Source organism: Cupriavidus sp. FW305-26 (assembly GCF_058787975.1).
Map to the genome: position 1 here is coordinate 1 of NZ_JBYTAH010000084.1, position 18,465 is coordinate 18,465.

15 protein-coding genes and 1 riboswitch are annotated in these 18,465 nt (G+C 66.9%); of the genes, 5 read left to right on the top strand and 10 right to left on the bottom strand.

Annotated elements, in window-relative coordinates:
• Nucleotides 1-216: 216 nt before the first annotated feature.
• Both AC3WQZ_RS30915 and AC3WQZ_RS30920 read right to left on the bottom strand, forming a co-directional pair.
• Nucleotides 217-1,623 carry a nucleobase:cation symporter-2 family protein gene (locus AC3WQZ_RS30915; protein WP_010809173.1) on the bottom strand — a complete coding sequence of 469 codons (1,407 nt, stop codon included), beginning with the start codon at nucleotides 1,621-1,623 and terminating at the stop codon, nucleotides 217-219.
• Nucleotides 1,624-1,802: 179 nt separating this feature from the next.
• Nucleotides 1,803-2,573, bottom strand: coding sequence for a GntR family transcriptional regulator (locus AC3WQZ_RS30920; RefSeq protein ID WP_011614838.1), 771 nt, complete (start codon nucleotides 2,571-2,573; stop codon nucleotides 1,803-1,805).
• A gap of 297 nt (nucleotides 2,574-2,870) precedes the next feature.
• Between AC3WQZ_RS30920 and uraH the strand changes: the two genes are divergently transcribed.
• A complete protein-coding gene (gene uraH, locus AC3WQZ_RS30925) occupies nucleotides 2,871-3,224 on the top strand; it encodes a hydroxyisourate hydrolase (RefSeq protein WP_010809171.1) in 354 nt (117 codons plus the stop codon).
• A gap of 31 nt (nucleotides 3,225-3,255) precedes the next feature.
• Nucleotides 3,256-4,464, top strand: coding sequence for a urate hydroxylase PuuD (locus AC3WQZ_RS30930; protein WP_010809170.1), 1,209 nt, complete (start codon nucleotides 3,256-3,258; stop codon nucleotides 4,462-4,464).
• Between the two features lie 162 nt (nucleotides 4,465-4,626).
• Here the strand turns inward: AC3WQZ_RS30930 and AC3WQZ_RS30935 are convergent, their stop codons facing one another.
• The 7 genes from AC3WQZ_RS30935 to xdhA form a co-directional block, all read right to left on the bottom strand.
• On the bottom strand, nucleotides 4,627-5,202 hold the full coding sequence (locus AC3WQZ_RS30935) for a TMEM165/GDT1 family protein (protein ID WP_010809169.1): 576 nt from the start codon (nucleotides 5,200-5,202) through the stop codon (nucleotides 4,627-4,629).
• A gap of 114 nt (nucleotides 5,203-5,316) precedes the next feature.
• A riboswitch (yybP-ykoY riboswitch) is annotated at nucleotides 5,317-5,464 on the bottom strand.
• Nucleotides 5,465-5,526: 62 nt separating this feature from the next.
• Nucleotides 5,527-6,702 (bottom strand): fatty acid desaturase, encoded by a 1,176-nt coding sequence (locus tag AC3WQZ_RS30940; RefSeq protein WP_010809168.1) that lies wholly within the window; start codon nucleotides 6,700-6,702, stop codon nucleotides 5,527-5,529.
• 185 nt (nucleotides 6,703-6,887) lie between these two features.
• Complete coding sequence (guaD, locus tag AC3WQZ_RS30945) at nucleotides 6,888-8,210, bottom strand: guanine deaminase (protein WP_439668654.1); 1,323 nt, start codon at nucleotides 8,208-8,210, stop codon at nucleotides 6,888-6,890.
• A 76-nt stretch (nucleotides 8,211-8,286) separates the two neighbouring features.
• Nucleotides 8,287-9,342, bottom strand: a complete 1,056-nt coding sequence (locus AC3WQZ_RS30950; RefSeq protein ID WP_010809166.1) for an adenosine deaminase — start codon at nucleotides 9,340-9,342, stop codon at nucleotides 8,287-8,289.
• A 55-nt stretch (nucleotides 9,343-9,397) separates the two neighbouring features.
• Nucleotides 9,398-10,387 (bottom strand): xanthine dehydrogenase accessory protein XdhC, encoded by a 990-nt coding sequence (xdhC, locus tag AC3WQZ_RS30955; RefSeq protein WP_492301863.1) that lies wholly within the window; start codon nucleotides 10,385-10,387, stop codon nucleotides 9,398-9,400.
• Between the two features lie 181 nt (nucleotides 10,388-10,568).
• On the bottom strand, nucleotides 10,569-12,917 hold the full coding sequence (gene xdhB / locus AC3WQZ_RS30960; protein ID WP_010809164.1) for a xanthine dehydrogenase molybdopterin binding subunit: 2,349 nt from the start codon (nucleotides 12,915-12,917) through the stop codon (nucleotides 10,569-10,571).
• A gap of 25 nt (nucleotides 12,918-12,942) precedes the next feature.
• The gene (gene xdhA / locus AC3WQZ_RS30965) at nucleotides 12,943-14,445 is read right to left on the bottom strand and encodes a xanthine dehydrogenase small subunit (protein ID WP_492301857.1); all 1,503 of its coding nucleotides are present in this window, start codon (nucleotides 14,443-14,445) and stop codon (nucleotides 12,943-12,945) included.
• Nucleotides 14,446-14,675: 230 nt separating this feature from the next.
• On the opposite strand from xdhA, the gene AC3WQZ_RS30970 reads away from it, so the two are divergent.
• A complete protein-coding gene (locus tag AC3WQZ_RS30970) occupies nucleotides 14,676-15,623 on the top strand; it encodes a LysR substrate-binding domain-containing protein (protein ID WP_010809162.1) in 948 nt (315 codons plus the stop codon).
• Between the two features lie 26 nt (nucleotides 15,624-15,649).
• Here the strand turns inward: AC3WQZ_RS30970 and AC3WQZ_RS30975 are convergent, their stop codons facing one another.
• Nucleotides 15,650-16,480 carry an ABC transporter substrate-binding protein gene (locus AC3WQZ_RS30975; protein ID WP_492301858.1) on the bottom strand — a complete coding sequence of 277 codons (831 nt, stop codon included), beginning with the start codon at nucleotides 16,478-16,480 and terminating at the stop codon, nucleotides 15,650-15,652.
• 144 nt (nucleotides 16,481-16,624) lie between these two features.
• On the opposite strand from AC3WQZ_RS30975, the gene AC3WQZ_RS30980 reads away from it, so the two are divergent.
• Together AC3WQZ_RS30980 and AC3WQZ_RS30985 are read left to right on the top strand one after the other, a co-directional pair.
• On the top strand, nucleotides 16,625-17,722 hold the full coding sequence (locus AC3WQZ_RS30980) for a substrate-binding domain-containing protein (protein WP_010809160.1): 1,098 nt from the start codon (nucleotides 16,625-16,627) through the stop codon (nucleotides 17,720-17,722).
• A gap of 122 nt (nucleotides 17,723-17,844) precedes the next feature.
• Nucleotides 17,845-18,447 carry a DUF4126 domain-containing protein gene (locus tag AC3WQZ_RS30985; RefSeq protein WP_010809159.1) on the top strand — a complete coding sequence of 201 codons (603 nt, stop codon included), beginning with the start codon at nucleotides 17,845-17,847 and terminating at the stop codon, nucleotides 18,445-18,447.
• Nucleotides 18,448-18,465 lie beyond the last annotated feature (18 nt).

Below are 18,465 nucleotides of genomic sequence, written 5' to 3' on the forward strand. Positions count from 1 at the left end.
GCAGCGCAACGCGCGCACCGCCCGGCCAGCGGGCGTGCGGCGGCCGGGCGCCGTAACCGATGAGATCGCGTGGATAGTTATCTTTTGTCATGTGTCTTTGCTTGCTTCAGGAAAACGCCCGGCACCGCCGCGCCGCCCGCAAGCGCCGACCATCACGCAATGAACGTGCCAGTCGTGCCGGCGGCGGTGTCGGATACTTCGATACCGTTGCTTCAGTTACTCGGTGCCGTGCGAGTTGGCGGCGGCGTTGCGCATGGCCTCCTCGCGCGACTGGATGCCGTTGTAGAACAGGTTCAGCGCCACGGCCACGATCGTGCCCAGCACGATGCCGCTGTGGGTGAACGGCCCGGTCCACTTCGGCAGGTACTGGAAGAAGGTCGGTGCCAGCGTCGGGATCATGCCGGCGCCGATCGAGATGGCGACGATGAACAGGTTGTGGCGGTTGCGGTTGAAATCGCACGAACCCAGGATACGGATGCCGGTGGCGGCCACCATGCCGAACATCACGATGCCGGCGCCGCCCAGCACGAACTGCGGCACCGAGGCCACCACGTGGGCCATCTTGGGGAACAGGCCGAAGGCGATCAGGATGATGCCGCCGGCAGCCGCCACGTAGCGCGAGCGCACGCCGGTCACCGTCACCAGGCCCACGTTCTGCGAGAACGAGGTATACGGGAAGGTGTTGAAGATGCCGCCGATCACGGTGCCCAGGCCGTCAGCGCGCAGGCCGCGGGTCAGGTCCTCGTTGCTCAGCTTCTTGCCGGTGATGTCGGACAGCGCCAGGAACATGCCGGTGGACTCCACCAGCGTAATCAGCATGACGATGCACATCGACAGGATGGCGGTCACTTCGAAGGTCGGCATGCCGAAGTGCAGCGGCGTGATGACGGCAACGAAGCTGGCTTCATCCAGGCCTTCGAAGGACACCTTGCCCATCGCCATCGCCACCAGCGTGCCGGCGATGATGCCCAGCAGCACTGCGCAGTTGGCCACCAGGCCACGGCCGTACTTGGTCAGCAGCAGGATGATCAGCAGCGTCAGGCCGGCAATGCCGAGGTTGGCCAGGTCGCCGTAGGCGAGGTTGGGCACCTCCTTGACCACGCCGTCGATCACGGCACGGGTGGTGGGCTGGCCGCCGGCCGCCCAGTTGATGCCCACGCGCATCAGCGACACGCCGATCAGCGTGATCACCGTGCCGGTCACCACCGGCGGGAACAGTCCCAGCATGCGCCCCATCATCGGCGCGATCAGGATGCCGAATATCCCCGATGCGATCACCGCGCCATAGATGCCGAGCAGGCCGACATTGGGATCGGTGCCGATGGCGATCATCGGCGCCACCGAGGCGAAAGTCACGCCCATCATCACCGGCAGGCGGATGCCGAACTTCCAGAAACCAAAGGCCTGGATCAGCGTGGCCAGGCCCGCGGCGAACAGGTCGGCGTTGATCAGGAACGCCAGCTGGTCCTTGGGCAGCTTGAGCGCGCCACCAACGATCAAGGGCACGGCAACCGTGCCGGCGTACATCACCAGAACGTGCTGCAACCCGAGCGCGAGCAGGCGCCCGGAAGGCAAACGCTCGTTGGTGAGGTCCGTCGGGACCGTGGTGCTTGCGGAATTCATGGGTGCGTCTCCTCTCCTTTGGTTTGATGGGAACACCACTGCCATGGCCCCGGTCCTGGATCCCGGAGGGTCTCCGGACCGTTATCTGCCTGTCGTCTCAGCACTCTCGTCGGTGAGCCGGGTGCTGTTTGCCGATCAGGTCTGGCCTTGTAGTTGGGGGCAGGGGCGGGAACACCGTGCTAGGTGGAGCGGCCTAGCACGCTGCGAAGATCAAAGTTGCCCGGCTCGTCCGGCTGCACGCGGTCGGCGCAGGCGCCAAGGTGGTGCGCCATGCGCGACTGGGCCAGCGCGGCATTGCCCTGTTCGAGTGCGTCGAGGATCTCTTCGTGTTCATCGAACGAGCAGGCGTTGTTGCCCGGGGCTTCCACGCTGGCGATCATCAGCGTGGTGCGCGACACCAGCCGGCGCATCATGTTGACCAGCAGCGCATTGCCCGACAGTTCCGCCAGCGCCGTATGGAACTCGGCGGACAGGCGGATCCATTTGGGCCGGTCATGCGTGAGGAAGGCCTGGCGCTCGCTGGCCACCATCTGGCGCAGCGGCGCGATCACGGCCTTGACGTCGGGCATGCCGGCAAGCTTTTCCAGCACCGCGCGTTCCAGCATCTGGCGCAGCTCGAACATGTCGTGCGCTTCGTCGGTGGAGGGGCTGGCGATAAAGGCGCCGCGGTTGGGCTCGAGGTCGACCATGCCGTCGGCGGCCAGGTGCGACAGCACCTTGCGCACAGTGTGTCGCGCGGTGGCATAGATCTCGCAAAGGGAATGCTCGGTCAGCTTGGTGCGCGGCGGCAGCCGGTGCTCCATGATCGCGTCGTAGATCTCGTGATACATGCGCTCTTCGACCGAGCCCTTGCGTGCGGGCCTGGCGGGCTTGCCCGCCTGGATTTCGGTCGGCTCGGCGTCGGCCTTGGTTTCGGCGTTGGCGGCAATCAGCTTCAGGCTCTTGGACATCGTGGCACCAGCAGTCAGGCGGGGCACCGCAAATCCTGGACATCAGGCAGCGGTGATCCAAAAATTGTTGACAATTATTTGGTTACTGCTCCAATATTGTCAACAAAACCGACTCAGGTTTTCGACAACTCAGGGAAATCCCTGAATTGCCAACCGGGTAGTGCAGGCGCATTGTCGCCACGCACCACCCAGCGCCGGGATGCGTTACCAGACGTACCGAGCGGGCACCATTCCCACAAATGGTGCTAGTGAAGGCAGCGGCGCCCCTCACAACCCAATCGCCTAAGGAAAAACACGATGGGACGCTTGACCACACACGTACTCGACACCGCTGCCGGCACGCCCGGCAAGGGCATGTCGGTTACTCTTCATAAAATTGTCGACAATCGCCGCGAAACCCTGAAGACAGTCGTGACGAACCACGACGGCCGTTGCGACCAGCCGCTGCTGGAAGGTGCGGACTTCGCCGTTGGCGTGTACGAGCTGGAATTCGCCGCGGGCGACTACTTCCGCGCGCAAGGCACGCAGCTGCCCGAGCCGGCTTTCCTGGACGTGGTGCCCCTGCGCTTCGGCATTGCCGATGTCAACGCGCACTACCACGTGCCCCTCCTGGTCTCGCCCTGGTCGTACTCGACCTACCGCGGCAGCTGAAGCGGTGGCATAGGGAAACAGGAGACAAGACATGGAAGGCTACATTCTCGACTGGGCCAATCTGCTGCTGCGCTGGGTGCACGTCATCACGGCGATCGCGTGGATCGGCTCCTCGTTCTATTTCGTCTGGCTCGACAACAGCCTGACCCGTCCCACCGATCCTGACCTGCAGGAGAAGGGTGTCGGCGGCGAGCTGTGGGCCGTGCACGGCGGCGGTTTCTACAACCCGCAGAAATACCTGACCGCACCCAAGACGCTGCCTGAGAACCTGCACTGGTTCTACTGGGAGTCGTATTCCACGTGGATGACCGGCTTCGGCCTGCTGGTGGTGCTGTACCTGTTCAACGCCAGCACGTTCCTGATCGACAAGAACGTCTACGACATGTCGCCCGGCGCGGCGGTCGGCCTGGCGCTGTCCTACCTGGCCGCGGGCTGGGTGGTCTATGACGTGATCTGCCGCGTGTTCGGCAAGAGCGACAAGACCGTGGGCGTGCTGGTGGCGATCTACGTGGCCGTGGCTGCCTACGTGGCGTGCCACCTGTTCTCGGGCCGTGCGGCGTTCCTGCTGACCGGTGCGATGATCGCCACCATCATGAGCGCCAACGTGCTGGTGTGGATCATCCCGGGCCAGCGCAAGGTGGTTGCCGCGCTGCGTGCGGGCCAGCCGGTCGATCCGGTCCATGGCAAGAACGCCAAGCAGCGCAGCGTGCACAACACGTACTTCACGCTGCCGGTGCTGTTCGCGATGCTGTCGAACCACTACAGCATGACCTACAGCTACAAGTACAACTGGGCCGCGCTGATCCTGATCATGCTCGCCGGTGTGCTGATCCGCCAGTTCTTCATCCTCAAGCACAAGGGCAAGATCAACGTGGCCTGGCCCGCAGCCGGCGTTGCCGTGCTGGCCGTGGTCGCCGTGCTGATCGCGCCGCAACCGCGCCCGGCCGTGGCCAAGGCAGAAGGTGGTGAAGCCGCCACCGCCGTCAGCTTTGCCAAGGTGCAGGAAGTGATGAACGCACGCTGCGTGCAGTGCCACGCCGAGCAGCCGAAGATGATGCCGACCGCAGCCAAGGGCATCAAGCTCGATACCGCGGAAGACATCAAGGCCCACGCGCAGCTGATCTACCAGCAGGCCGTGCAGCAGAAGGCGATGCCGCTGGGCAATGTGACGCAGATCACCGACGACGAACGCGCCCTGCTGGGCCAGTGGTTCGAAGGCGGTGCCAAGACCACCAACTGAGGGTGGCCTGATCTGAAAAGCATCAGGGCCGGCGCGTGCCGCCGGCCCGCGAATTCCGAGCATCGGTGATCGACGGTCCGGAGGGTTGTGCAGTTGGCAACCGTCAGTACCGGACCGGCGAGGGTTTGAACGGGGCCTTGTGCCCCGTTTTTTTTCGGCGACTTATCCGCCGATATTCAGCAACGCCAGCACCCCCAGCACCAGGAAAATCCCCGCCGCGATCTTGTGCACCAGTCCGATCGGCATCTTGTTGGCAAACTTGTCGCCAAGCAGGACCGCCGGCGCATTGGCGACCATCATGCCGAAGGTGGTGCCGGCCACCACGGCAATCACCGCATCGCTGAAGCGCGCGGCCAGCGCCACGGTGGCGATCTGGGTCTTGTCGCCCATCTCGGCAAAGAAGAAGGCCACGATGGTGGTGCCGAGGATGCCAAGGGCGCCCTTGACCGGCCTGGCTTGTTCGGCGTCGTCGAGCTTGTCGGGGATCAGCATCCATGCCGCCATTGCGATAAAGCCCAGGCCCAGGATCCAGCGCAGCAGGCTTTCGCCCAGCACATGCGTGATCCAGCCGCCGAGCGCACCGGCAAAGCCGTGGTTGAACAGCGTGGCGATCAGGATGCCAAGGATGATGGGAACGGGCTTGCGGTAGCGCGCGGCCAGCACCAGCGACAGCAATTGCGTCTTGTCGCCCATTTCAGCGAGGGCGACGATGCCTGTGGAGACGAGGAAGGCTTCCATATTGGTCTTGTGGGGTAACCGGGCCGCAATGCATCGCGAGATGCCAATGACGCACACCTTTCCCGGCCCGGCCAGAAAGGTATGGTCATCGGTCTCGCCAGGCTGGACGCTGCCGGGTCCGTATCAGTACGGCCGGGCGGGTCCGGAGCTGCGCACGCCATAACCGCAAGCGGTCAAGTCTGTTGACGTACGCCCCTGTCCCCCGGAGTCCGCATTGCGCGGCGCGGTGAGAGCAGGGCGGCTACTCCCCAATGGAAGCGGCAATTATAGCGGCGGGGGGGGGGGGGGAGGCGTCCACCTGCCCCCGCCACAAGGCCTGCACCCTCAGCCGGGTACAGGCGCGTTGTCGCTGGTCTGGCGGCCGCGGAAATCGGTCCAGCACAGGGCCTTGAAGTCATAGAGCTTGCAGCGGCGCGCGGTATCGAAATACCAGCGCCAGGAGAAGTTCTCGATGATGATGCGGCCCGGCAGCGCGTGCTCCAGCAGTGCCTGGGCGCGCTTGAGGCGGTACAGTGGCACGCTCATGTCGACGTGGTGCGCGGTGTGTTCCATGATGTGGTGCAGCGCCGCGCCGATGCCGTGGCGGAAGCGCAGGTGCACGGTGGTCGAGACAAAGGGCTGTGCCTTGGCCCACATGGCCTTGGTGTCATACCAGGCGACGCTGGTGTGGGTGTGGTGCACATACAGCACGAAGCCGACGGTGACGTTCCAGACCAGGAATGGCAGCACAAAGCCCGCGCCGGTCAGCAACCACACCGACTGCTCCGTGGCCAGCGCCAGGCCCGCCAGCGCGCCGATCCAGGCCAGCCCGAAGGCGGCTACCAGCACACAGTCGCCGGTGAAGATCGGGCGGCGCGTAGCCATCTGGCGCTTGCTGGGGAAGAACATCTTGCACCACCAGATTTCCACCAGGTAGTACAGGCCCGGGCCGAAGCCGGTGCGGTAGATGCGCTCCATCACGCGGCGCCAGCGCGGCAGCGCGTTGAATTCTTCCAGTGAGTAGGGCGCCCAGACGAAGTCGAAGCCCTTCAGGTTGGTATAGCCATGGTGCACCACGTTGTGGCCGACTTCCCACAGGCTGTACGGCGTCAGCGAGGGCAGGAAGGTGAGCCGGCCCAGCCACTTGTTCAGGCCGCGGCGCGGGGTCAGGCTCTGGTGGCAGGCATCGTGGCCGATGATAAACAGGCGCGCGATGATCAGCCCGGCCAGCACGCCCAGCGCCAGCTTGGCGGCCCAGTGCTGCGCCAGCACCACGCCGGCCAGCACGGCGCCGAACAACAGGTAGTCGAAGGCGAACAGCAGCAGTGCGCGCGGCGTGCTGCGCTGGCCCAGCGGGATCAGCCAGCCGCGGATGATCTTGCGCGAGGGCAGCGGGGCGTCCGGCGCAATCGGCTCCGGCAGCGGGGCGTGGTTGGGCGCGCCCTTGCGCGCGGCATGGGGCACGTCATGCGGGCCACTGGCGCGCTCAGGGGCGTGAGCGGCGGATTGGAAAGCGGTCATGCGGAACCTTCTGATTGCGGTCGGATGGGTAAGGGCGCACGGCGCGCAGAACGGCCGCGGCGGAACCGCAAGGTTAGAAGGCTTTGTCGAAGACGGCCTTGACGGTCGTCAAGCCGGAGGCGGGGGCGAAGCGGTAAAAGCGCGCCCGCCGCATGGCGGCGGGCGGCTGCTGGCCAGGTGACGGATCAGGCGGCCGGCACGTGGGCGGCCTCGCCCATCACATAGACGCTGTCGATGACGCGGTCGTCGCCCAGCATGGCAAAGGCGAACAGCTCTTCTTCCAGCGTTTCCGAGCGGTTGCTGCGGCGGGCGATCAGCGGCGTGGCCTTGGGGTCCAGCACGATGAAATCGGCCTCGCAGCCAACGCTGAAGCTGCCGACGCGGTCGGTCCAGCCCAGCGCCTCGGCCGCGGCACGGGTGGCCAGGTAGAACATGCGCAGCGCGGTCAGGTAGTAGCTGCCCATGCGCGCCACCTTGTGCGCCGCGTTCATGGTGCGGAACATCGAGAACGAGGTGCCGCCGCCGACGTCGGTGGCCAGCGTCACGTTCAGGCGGTTGGCGTCGGACTGGTGGAAGTCATAGAAGCCGCTGCCCAGGAACAGGTTGGAGGTGGGGCAATGCGCCACCGCGGCGCCGCTGTCGGCCAGGCGCCGGCGGTCGTCCTGGTCCAGGTAGATGGCGTGGCCGTACATCGCGCCCGGGCGCAGCAGGCCGTAGCGGTCGTACACGTCCAGGTAGCTGCGCGCGTCCGGGAACAGCTCGGCCACCCATTTGACCTCGTCGCGGTTCTCGGCCACGTGGGTCTGGATAAAGGCGTCCGGATAGGCGCGCGCCAGCTCGCCGCAGGCGGCCAGCTGCGCCTCGGTCGAGGTCGGGGCAAAGCGCGGTGTGATGGCGTAGGCCAGGCGTCCCTTGTTATGCCAGCGCGAGAGCAGGTCGGCGGAGTCCCGGGCACCGGTCTCGGCCGTATCGCGCAGGAATTCCGGGCAGTTGCGGTCCATCATCACCTTGCCCGTGACCATGCGCAGGTTGCGCGCCTCGCTTTCGGCAAAGAGGGCCTCGGCCGAGGCCTTGTGCACCGTGCTCCAGACCACCGCGCTGGTGGTGCCGTTGCGCAGCAGTTCCTCGGTGAAGAAGCCGGCCACGCCGCGCGCGTAGTCGGGATCGGCAAAGCGGCGCTCTTCGGGGAAGGTGTAGGTCTCGAGCCAGTGCAGCAGGCCCGGCGACGGCGACGCGATCATGTCGGTCTGCGGGTAGTGCACGTGGGTGTCGATAAAGCCGGGCACGATCAGCTTGCCGCGGTGGTCGACGATCTCGGCGTCGGCCGGAATGCGCGCAGCCAGCTGCGTATAGTCGCCGGCAGCGGCGATGCGCCCGTTGGTGACGATCAGCACCCCGTCGTCCCAATACTGATATGCATCCTCATGGAATTGCGGATCGCGCAGGAAATGCAGCACGCGGCCGCGAATGGCACGGGTGAGGGAGTCAGTCTTGGGGTTGGTCGTCATGGTGTGTCTCTTGTGGCCGGCCCGCGCGGAACGGCATGGTTCAAGCAGCGGGCCGGGCTATTGGCATGCGCCGCGCTCAGGCCGCTGGGGCCGTTGCGGGCGGGGACTTGGGCGGGCTCGACCAGAAGTGGTCGACTTCCGCCAGGAATTCGGCCTTCTGCATGGCAGGCAGGAAGGCCGCTTCAAAGCTGTTGCGGGCAAGCTTGTGGGCATCGGCCGCGTCCAGCGGCAGCGCCTCGAAGGTGGCTTCCCAGTTGGCGTTCATATAGCCGCCGAAGTAGGCAGGATCGTCCGAATGCAGCGTGATCACCACGCCGGCATCGAGCATGCGCTTGAGCGGGTGGTCGCGCAGGTCCGGGTAGACCTTGAGCTTGACGTTCGACAGCGGGCACACGGTCAGCGCCACGCGCTCGCGCGCCAGGCGTTCCACCAGCGCCGGATCGTCGATGGCGCGCACGCCGTGGTCGATACGCTGCGCCTTGAGGATGTCGAGCGCGTCGGTGACGTATTGCGCCGGACCTTCCTCGCCCGCGTGGGCCACCAGGTGCAGGCCCAGCTCGCGCGCCCTGGCGAACACGCGCGCGAACTTCTCGGGCGGGTTGCCTCGCTCGGACGAATCCAGGCCCACGCCGACAAAGCGGTCGCGGTAGGGCAGCGCGGCCTCCAGCGTGGCGAAGGCGTCTTCCTCCGGCAGATGGCGCAGGAAGCACAGGATCAGGCTGCTGGAGAAGTCATATTCGGTGCGCGCCTGGGCCAGGGCATCGGCGATGCCGTCGATCACCACGCCGATGGGCACGCCGCGCGCGGTATGGGTCTGCGGATCGAAGAAGATCTCGGCGTGGCGGACGTTGTCGGCGACGGCGCGCTTGACGTAGTCCATGGTCATGTCGAAGAAATCTTCCTCGGTCAGCAGCACGCTGGCGCCGGCGTAGTAGATGTCCAGGAACGACTGCAGGTCGGTGAAGGCGTAGGCGGCGCGCAGCGCCTCGACGCTGGGATAGGGCAGCGCCACCTGGTTGCGCTGCGCGAGCCGGAAGATCAGTTCCGGCTCAAGCGTGCCTTCGATATGCACATGCAGTTCGGCCTTGGGAGTGCGGCGGATCTGTTCCGCGAGCGCGGCATCGATGGTCATGGGGGCCTCGTTTCTGGGCTTTTCTGTGCCTGCCGGCGGGGCCGGCGGCACGGGTTCAGGGATGCACCGCCTCCGGGCGGCCCAGACGCAGCGCGGCAAGGCGCTGTTCGCGGACCTGGAGCAGCTGGGCGACGATGGCTACCGCAATCATAGCCGGAGCCTTGTCGGTAATCCCGGGAACCCCCATGGGGCATGTCATTTCCGCAAACCGGGCCGGGTCGATGCCGTGCTCGGCCATGCGGTGTTCAAAGCGCGCGCGCTTGGTCTTGGAGCCGATCAGGCCGAAGTAGGCGAAATCGGTGCGCTTGAGGATTTCTTCGCACAGGGTCTGGTCCAGCGCATGGCTGTGCGTCATGACCAGGAAGTAGCTGCCCGCGGGCGCCTGCGCCACTACCGCTTCGGGCGTGTCGCTGGCCTCGGCCTCGACATTGTCGGGCAGCCCGCCGGGGAACAGCGTGTCGCGCTCGTCGACCCAGTGCACGCGGCACGGCAGCGTGGCCAGCACCTTGACCAGTGCATGGCCGACATGGCCCGCGCCAAACAGCACCACGTGCATGGTGTCGGGCACCAGCGTATCGGTCCAGCTGCCGTCGGCGTGCAGCGTTACGCCGGGGGTCACGGCATGGCTGTCGCCATGGGTGATCGCGCCGCTGGCCGGCACCTGGCGCTGCAGTGCCTTGCCGGCGGTGAAATTGCGTTCGACCGCGTCAAGCCAGTGCAGGTCGGCTTCGCCCAGCACCTCGAATGCGAGCTGCACCACGCCGCCGCAGCACTGGCCCAGTGCCGGCCCGAGCGGGATGCGCTCGATCCGGCGTTGTTCACCGCGCACCAGCATCTCGCGCGCGATATCCATGCCGCGCCACTCCAGGTGGCCGCCGCCGATGGTGCCGACCAGGTCGTCGGCGCTGACCAGCATGCGGATGCCGAACTCGCGCGGGGCCGAGCCCTTGACCTCGACGATGGTGACCATCGCCGCCGGCACGCCGGCGCGCACCATGCGGGCGGCGTCGGCGAAGCGGAAGGGTTTGAGCGGTGCGTCCTGCATGTCGGGGGCCTTGTCGGTGTTGCCTGGTTGCTGCTTGATGCTGTGGTGCTGCCTGCGCTGTGTCATCGCAAGGGTGGCGCGCGCCTGCTTCTTCCACCGGCCCCATGCCCGTCAACGCGGCCAAGGGGGGAAAGTCCGGGGGCGCCCGCAGGCGCGCGCTTCCTGCGATCGTTCCGCCAGCTCAGGCTGGCTGCGCCGCGGCTTCGCGCACGGCGTCGACGGCGTCCAGGATCGCCTCGCTGGTGGCCGGGGCCTTCAGCGGCGGGTTGATGCGGTAGTCGCCAACGGCAGCCACGGCGTCGCGGATCGCGAAGAACACCGAGAACGGCAGCAGCAGCGGCGGCTCGCCCACGGCCTTGGAGCGGTGGATGCTGTCCTCGACGTTGCGGTTCTGGAACAGGCGCACGTTGAATTCCTCCGGGCAGTCGTTGACCGTCGGGATCTTGTACGTGGACGGGGCGTGCGTCATCAGCTTGCCGTCCTTGTTCCACCACAGTTCCTCGGTGGTCAGCCAGCCCATGCCCTGGATGAACGCGCCTTCGACCTGGCCGATGTCGATCGCCGGGTTCAGCGAGCGGCCGGCGTCGTGCAGCGCGTCGGCGCGCAGCAGCTTCCATTCGCCGGTGAGCGTGTCGACCAGGACCTCAGAGCACGCGGCACCGTAGGCGAAGTAGTAGAACGGGCGACCCTGCAGCTTGCTCTGGTCCCAGTGCAGCTTGGGCGTGGTGTAGAAGCCGTCGGACCACAGCTGCACGCGCGCCACATAGGCTTCGCGCGCCAGCTCGCCGAACGACACGCGCAGCTCGCCGGCGCTGACCAGGTCATCGTTGAAGCGCACCTCGGACGGCTCCACGCCGGCCTTGCGCGCGGCAAACACGGCCAGGCGCTCGCGGATCTGGCGCGCGGCGTCCTGCGCGGCCTTGCCGTTCAGGTCGGCACCGGTGGAAGCTGCGGTGGCCGAGGTATTGGCCACCTTGCTGGTATCGGTCGCGGTCACGCGCACGCGTTCCATGCGGATGCCGAGCTCATGCGCCACCACCATCGCCACCTTGGTGTTCAGGCCCTGGCCCATCTCGGTGCCGCCGTGGTTCACCAGCACCGAGCCGTCGTTGTAGACGTGCACCAGCGCGCCGGCCTGGTTGAAGTGGGCCACGTTGAACGAGATGCCGAACTTCACCGGGGTGATGGCGATGCCCTTCTTCAGCACCGGGCTGGTGGCGTTGAACGCGCGCGTGGCCTCGCGGCGGGCGCGGTATTCGCTGCTGGCCACCAGTTCGTCGATCAGCTCGTGGATGACGTTGTCTTCCACGGTCTGGCCGTAGGGCGTGACGTTGTTCTCGGTCTTGCCGTAGAAGTTGGCGCGGCGCACGTCCAGCGAATCCTTGCCGACCGTGCGGGCGACATTGTCCAGGATGTACTCGACCGCGAACGCGCCCTGCGGGCCGCCGAAACCGCGGAAGGCGGTATTGCTCTGCGTGTTGGTCTTGCCGCAGTAGCCGTCGATCTGCACGTTCGGCAGCCAGTAGGCATTGTCGAAGTGGCAGATGGCGCGGGTCATCACCGGGCCCGACAGGTCGGCCGAGAAGCCGGCGCGCGACACCATCTCGACCTTGACGCCCTCGATATGGCCTTCATCGTCGTGGCCCACGGTGTAGTCGAACACGAAGTCATGGCGCTTGCCGGTGATCATCATGTCGTCGTCGCGGTCCGGGCGCAGCTTGACCGGGCACATCAGCTTCCACGCGGCCAGCGCGGCGCAGCAGGCGAACAGCGCCGACTGCGACTCCTTGCCGCCGAAGCCGCCGCCCATGCGGCGGCATTCGACCAGCACCTGGTGCGCCTGCCAGCCGAGCATATGGCACACCGCGTGCTGCATTTCGGTCGGGTGCTGGGTCGAGCACCACACTTGCATGCCGTCGTTCTCGCGCGGCGCGGCGTACGAGATCTGGCCTTCCAGGTAGAACTGCTCCTGGCCGCCCAGGTGGATCTTGCCGCTGTCCTGGTGGGCCGCGCTTGCGATGCGCGCAGCGGGCTCGCCGCGCGTCAGGTGCATCGGCGGCAGCACATAGCTGCCGGCCTCGTGCGCGGCTTGCGGCGACAGCACCGGGGGCAGGTCTTCGTAGTCGATGGTGCCCAGGCGGGCGGCGCGGCGCGCGGCGTCATGCGAGGTCGCCACCACGATAAAGACCGGCTGGCCGATGAACTGGACCACGTCGCGCGCCAGGATCGGGTCGTCGTGGATGATCGGGCCGCAGTCGTTGGTGCCGGGGATGTCGTCCACCGTCAGCACGTCGACCACGCCGGGCGCGGCGCGCACCTTGTCGAGCGAGATCGACTTGATGCGGGCGTGCGCGCGGGTGCTCATGCCGAGCGCGGCGTGCAGCGTGCCGGCCAGCTCGGGGATGTCGTCCGTGTAGGTGGCGGTGCCGGCCACGTGCAGGTGGGCGGATTCATGCGGACGCGAGATGCCGACCTGCGAGACCTGTTCGGCGGTGGCGTCGAGCAGGAAGGGTTCGGTTTGCTTGTTCATGCCGATGCTTTCCTTTTTCTCTGGCTCAGGCCGTGGCGGTTTCAGTGGCGCCGGCGCCGATGGCGCGGACGTTGACGGCTGCCGCGGGCAGCGCTTCGGCGCGGGTCTCCAGCCAGAAGCGGTACAGCAGGTTGGCGGCACCGCGGCTGCGGTAAGACGCGGTCGCGCGCATGTCGGACAGCGGCGTGTAGTCCTGCGCCAGCGCGGCCATGCCGGCGCGGGCGGTGGCTTCATCCCACGGCTGGCCGGTCAGGGCCGCCTCGGTGGCGGCGGCGCGCTTGGGCGTGGCGGCCATGCCGCCGAAGGCGATGCGCGCCTGCGTGACGAGGCCGTCCTGCACGGTGATGCCGAATGCGGCACACACGGCGGAAATATCCTCATCAAAGCGTTTGGACAGCTTGTAGGTGCGGAAGTGCTGCGGGCCGGCCACCGGCACGCGCAGCGCGGCGACGAATTCGCCCGGCTGCATCGCGGTCTTCTGGTAGGCCAGGTACAGGTCTTCCAGCGGCAGCGTGCGGCGCGTCTCGCCGTGCTGCAGCACCACTTCCGTGCCCAGCGCGATCAGCGCCGGCATCGAGTCGCCGATGGGCGAACCGTTGGCGATATTGCCGCCCAGCGTGCCGGCATTGCGGATCGGCAGCGAGGCAAAGCGCTTCCACATCTCTTCCAGCTCGGGGTGTGCGGCGTTGAGTGCGGCGTAGGCCTTTTCCAGCGTCACGGCGGCGCCGATCTCGACCATGCCGTCGCGTTCCTCAATGTGGTTCAGGTCTTCCACCTGGCCCACGTAGAGCAGGTTGCCCAGCTCGCGGAACTGCTTGGTGACCCACAGGCCCACGTCGGTGCTGCCGGCCAGGATGCGGATATCGGGCTGTGCCGCCTTGATCGCGCCGAACTCGGCCGCGCTGCGCGGGGCAAAGAACTCCTGGCCCTGGGCGCGGTAGCGGAAGGTCTCGCCGCGCTTGAGGTTGCGCAGGGTGTCGGCGATCTGCTTGGGGTTGAGCTTGTCCGCCGTAGGGGCGGGCAAGGCCATCATGCGCTCGCCGGCGTCGATGATCGGGCGGTAGCCGGTGCAGCGGCACAGGTTGCCGGTCAGCGCGTCGCAGATGGTCTGGCGCGAGGGCGCTTCGCCGCCCGGGGTGTGCTGCTGGTACAGCGCCCACAGCGACATCACGAAGCCGGGAGTGCAGAAGCCGCACTGCGAGCCGTGGCACTCGACCATGGCTTCCTGCACCGGGTGCAGGTTGCCGTCGGCCTGGCGCAGGTCCTCGACCGTGATCAGGGCCTTGCCGTCGAGCGTGGGCAGGAACTGGATGCAGGCGTTGACCGCCTTGAATTCGACATTGCCGCCGTCCTGCAGCTCGCCGACCACGACGGTGCAGGCGCCGCAGTCGCCTTCGGCGCAGCCTTCCTTGGTGCCGGTGCAGCGCGCGTCTTCACGCAGGTACTGCAGCACGGTGCGGGTAATGGGGGCGTCGGATACTTCCTTGACCTGGCCGCGGTGGAAAAAGCGGATGGTTTGCGTCTCCATGGTCTTCTCTCTCTTGGTGATGGCGGAAACATAGCACCCTGGCCTTTCATGCAATATTCGGCCCAGGTGATATGCCCCATCAGCGGGCGGCCCGATTGGTGCCCCGCCGCACCGCCAGGCGCCCCCTGGAGGAGGTGATTTGACCGTTTGTGGGGCGCCTGTCATACACTATGCGCCGTTCCCATCCCCCACGCCACCCATCTGGCCCCCGCCGGAGGGCCGCCATCGCCATGCACGGACGCGACCATCTCGATACATATTTGCTGCGGGTGCTTCACACCCTGCTGACCGAGCAGAGCGTGACCCGCACGGCCGTGCGCCTGGGCCAGTCCCAGCCCGCCATCAGCAATACCCTGAAGCGCCTGCGGGAGATCACCGGCGATGCCATTTTGGTGCGGGGCAAAAACGGCATGGTGCCGACCGAGCGCGGCCGCGAACTGCTGGCGCTGGCCGAGCAGAGCCTGGCGGCGATGGACCGCATCGCGCGCCCGCCGCAGCAGTTCGACCCGGCCACCACCACGCGCACCTTCCACCTGGGCGCGCCGGACTACCTGGACGCGTTCTTCCTGCCCAATATCGTCGAGCGCGTGCGCCGGCTGGCGCCGGGCGCCAAGCTGTTCGTGCATCCGATGACGTCGTCGTCGGACTTCCTGGACGACCTGGAGCAGGGGCAGCTCGATATCGTGGTCGGCAACTGGCTGTCGCCGCCTGAGCACCTGCATATCTCGCCGCTGTTCGACGACGAGGTGGTGTGCATGCTGGGCGCGCAGCATCCGCTGGCGCGCAAGGGGCTGACGCTCAAGCACTACCTGGAGATGCCGCACCTGGCCCCGGCGCCGTATGCGTCGATGCAGCGCAGCATGATCGACCAGGCGCTGGCCGAGCAGGGCTACAAGCGCAATATCCAGGTCACGCTGCCGTATTTCGGCCTGGTGCCGTATGTGCTGATGAAGACGGATATGGTCTTTACCACCGGCCGCCAGTTTGCTGCGCACTACGCGCAGTACCTGCCGATCCGCATGGTGCCCTCGCCGGTGTCGTTCCCGCGCATGCGCTTCTACCAGCTGTGGCACGAGCGCTGCCATGCGGCGCCGGATGTGATGTGGATCCGGCGCATGATCGCCGAGGTGGCGGCGGACCTGCCGCAGTTGCCGCGGCTGGAGGCAGAGGCCGGCTGAGCGGGCCGGGCAGCAGGCGAGGGGGCTTACTTTGCCTTGTAGCTCGGGAAGAACAACTGCTCGCCTTCCACCTTGTACCCGGCAATCGCGTCCTGTCCTTCCTTTGACGTGATCCACTCCACCAGCTTGATCGCATCCGTGTGGTTGATACCCGCATGCCTGGCGGGGTTGACCGCGATGATTCCGTACGGGTTGAACATCTTCGGATCGCCTTCGATGGCGATGGCCAGGCCGGTCTTGGCGCGATAGGCGCCGTAGGTGGCGCGGTCCGACAGCGTATAGGCCGGCATCTGCGCGGCCATGGTCAGCACCTCGCCCATGCCCAGGCCGGCGTTGACGTACCACGGCTGGCCCTTGGGCTCGATGCCGAGCTGCTTCCAGTAGTCCTTCTCCATCACGTCGGTGCCGGAGTTGTCGCCGCGCGAGATGAACTTGCTGCTGCCGGCGAGCTTGCGGAACCCCGCCAGCACGTCCTTGCCGCCCTTGACGCCTGCCGGGTCGCTGGCCGGGCCGACCACGATGAAGTCGTTGTACATCACGTCGCGGCGGTTCACGCCGTAGCCGGCCGCGACAAAGGCGTCTTCCATCTTGCGCGCGTGCACCAGCAGCACGTCGACGTCGCCCATCTCGCCCATCTTCATGGCCTTGCCCGAGCCGACCGCGATCACCTTCACGGTGACGCCCGCCTTTTGCTCGAAGCGCGGCAGCAGGTATTTCAACAGGCCCGAGTTCTCGGTGCTGGTGGTGGTGGCCAGCTTCAGTTCCCCGGCATGGGCCGCCGACAGCAGGCCTGCGCAGGCCATCGCAACGAGATGACGCGCTGGGCGGCGCAGGCGTTGGGCAAGGCGAGGCGACATGCGGTGGCTCCTTTGTATTATGTTTTTCCAGACATAATTGCTTTTGCCTTTCGATCTCATGGAGAATGCGGCAAAAGAACATAAGAATGGGGTATTCATTGTGGTCCAGCTGAGATCGACAAGTAAATATGCTGCGGAGGACATATGATCTTCCGCTTTGACCTGTTTCCGGTGATCGCGCCAGACGACAATCCGCGCGCGAATGGCAAGGTGTTCCAGCTGCTCAAGGCCGTGCGCGAAACCGGGTCGCTGCACCGCGCCGCGCGCGAGATCGGCTTGTCGTACCGCCATGCCTGGGGCGTGATGCGGACCTGGGAGGAAATGCTCGGGCGCAGCGTGCTCGATATGGAGCGCGGCCGCGGTGCCTCGCTGACCCGCTTCGGCGAACGCCTGCTGCGCGCCGAGCTGCGCCTGCGCGAATCGGTCGACCCGGTGGTGCAGAAGGCCATGGCGGACTTCATTGCCGAGCTGGACGATGCCCAGCAGCCGCAGTCGCAGGTGCATTTCACCGGCAGCCATGACCCGGCGGTGGAGGTGCTGGCCGCCGCACTGGGCGAGGCAGGAACCTCGCTGCAGCTCGATACGGTGTTTTGCGGCAGCGTGGAGGGGCTGATTTGCCTGCAGGAGCGGCAGTCGGAACTGGCCGGCTTCTATGTCTCGCCGGTGCAGACCGCGGGCTCGGTCGCGCATGTGACGCTGCGCAAGTGGCTGCGGCCGGCCGCGGTGCGGCTGCTGCGGCTGGCTTGGCGCGAGCAGGGCCTGATCCTGGCGCCGGAGGTGGCGCGCGAGGTGCATGACCTGCGCGACCTGGCGCGCACCCAGGCGCGCTTCGTCAACCGGCAGCGCAGTTCGGGCACGCGCATGCTGTTCGACCAGCTGCTGGCCGCGCAGGGCCTGTACCCCGACCAGATCGCCGGCTACGACGAGACCGAGTTCAGCAACGAGAAGGTGGCCGAGGCCGTGCACGGCGGCCGCGCGCAGGTGGGCTTCGGGCTGCGCATGAATGCCGAGGCCCATGGGCTGGCCTTTGTGCCGTTGACGCGCGAGGCCTACTACCTGGCGCTGCGCAAGAACGACCAGACCGCCGGCTGGATGGCAGCACTGCTGGCGCTGCTGGCCGACCCGGCCTTTGCCCGGCGCATCGAAACGCTGCCCGGCTACACCATGGCCGAGCCGGCCGGCATCCTGACCCCGCAGGAGGCGTTGCCGTGGTTCGGGCCGGGCGGCAAGGAGGACGCCTGAGGGCGAGCCGGGCGGCATGACGCCGACGGGCGCGCGGCTGCGCGGCCCGGTCCGTATTACACTCCCTGCCAGGCGCACCGCGGTTTTGCATCGGCTTGCGCCAGACCCTTGCAAGGAGCGCCATGCTGGAAACCGCCGCGCTGGCCGCGGGCATGTCCTGGGCCAGCGGCTTTCGCCTCTACCTTGCGGTGCTGGCCGCCGGCGTGCTGGCGCGCCTGGGCTGGCTGGACCTGCCGCCCGGGCTGCAGCCGCTGGAATCCTGGTGGGTCATCGGCGTGGCCGCCGTGCTGGCCGTGGCCGAATTCGTCGCCGACAAGGTGCCCGCGTTCGATACCGTCTGGGACGGCATCCATACCTTTATCCGCATTCCCGCCGGCGCGATCCTGGCCGCCGCCGCCTTCGGCCAGCTGGATCCGCAGTGGATGGTGGCGGCAGGGCTGATCGGCGGCACGCTGGCCGGCACCGCGCATGCGGTCAAGGCGGGCACGCGCGCGCTGATCAATGTGTCGCCGGAACCGTTCTCCAATTGGACGGCCTCATTCACTGAAGACCTGACCGCGACCGGCAGCCTGCTGCTGGCGTTCTTCCTGCCGGTGGTGTTCCTGATCTTGCTGGTGGTCTTCCTGCTGGTGTCGGTGTGGCTGCTGCCGAAATTGTGGCGCGGCGTGCGCCGGCTGCATGCGAGCCTGCGCGGCAGGACCGAGCGGCCTGGCACACCCCGCTAGCTTCCCGGCCATTCCCGT

Excerpts from the sequence above, each read along its gene's own strand:
- AC3WQZ_RS30935 (WP_010809169.1), bottom strand. The coding sequence starts at position 5,202 with ATGGAAGCCTTCCTCGTCTCCACAGGCATCGTCGCCCTCGCTGAAATG.
- xdhB (WP_010809164.1), bottom strand. The coding sequence starts at position 12,917 with ATGAACAAGCAAACCGAACCCTTCCTGCTCGACGCCACCGCCGAACAG.
- AC3WQZ_RS30980 (WP_010809160.1), top strand. The coding sequence starts at position 16,625 with ATGATCTTCCGCTTTGACCTGTTTCCGGTGATCGCGCCAGACGACAAT.
- AC3WQZ_RS30970 (WP_010809162.1), top strand. The coding sequence starts at position 14,676 with ATGCACGGACGCGACCATCTCGATACATATTTGCTGCGGGTGCTTCAC.
- guaD (WP_439668654.1), bottom strand. The coding sequence starts at position 8,210 with ATGACGACCAACCCCAAGACTGACTCCCTCACCCGTGCCATTCGCGGC.
- AC3WQZ_RS30975 (WP_492301858.1), bottom strand. The coding sequence starts at position 16,480 with ATGTCGCCTCGCCTTGCCCAACGCCTGCGCCGCCCAGCGCGTCATCTC.
- AC3WQZ_RS30920 (WP_011614838.1), bottom strand. The coding sequence starts at position 2,573 with ATGTCCAAGAGCCTGAAGCTGATTGCCGCCAACGCCGAAACCAAGGCC.
- AC3WQZ_RS30950 (WP_010809166.1), bottom strand. The coding sequence starts at position 9,342 with ATGACCATCGATGCCGCGCTCGCGGAACAGATCCGCCGCACTCCCAAG.
- AC3WQZ_RS30985 (WP_010809159.1), top strand. The coding sequence starts at position 17,845 with ATGCTGGAAACCGCCGCGCTGGCCGCGGGCATGTCCTGGGCCAGCGGC.
- xdhA (WP_492301857.1), bottom strand. The coding sequence starts at position 14,445 with ATGGAGACGCAAACCATCCGCTTTTTCCACCGCGGCCAGGTCAAGGAA.
- uraH (WP_010809171.1), top strand. The coding sequence starts at position 2,871 with ATGGGACGCTTGACCACACACGTACTCGACACCGCTGCCGGCACGCCC.
- AC3WQZ_RS30915 (WP_010809173.1), bottom strand. The coding sequence starts at position 1,623 with ATGAATTCCGCAAGCACCACGGTCCCGACGGACCTCACCAACGAGCGT.
- xdhC (WP_492301863.1), bottom strand. The coding sequence starts at position 10,387 with ATGCAGGACGCACCGCTCAAACCCTTCCGCTTCGCCGACGCCGCCCGC.
- AC3WQZ_RS30940 (WP_010809168.1), bottom strand. The coding sequence starts at position 6,702 with ATGACCGCTTTCCAATCCGCCGCTCACGCCCCTGAGCGCGCCAGTGGC.
- AC3WQZ_RS30930 (WP_010809170.1), top strand. The coding sequence starts at position 3,256 with ATGGAAGGCTACATTCTCGACTGGGCCAATCTGCTGCTGCGCTGGGTG.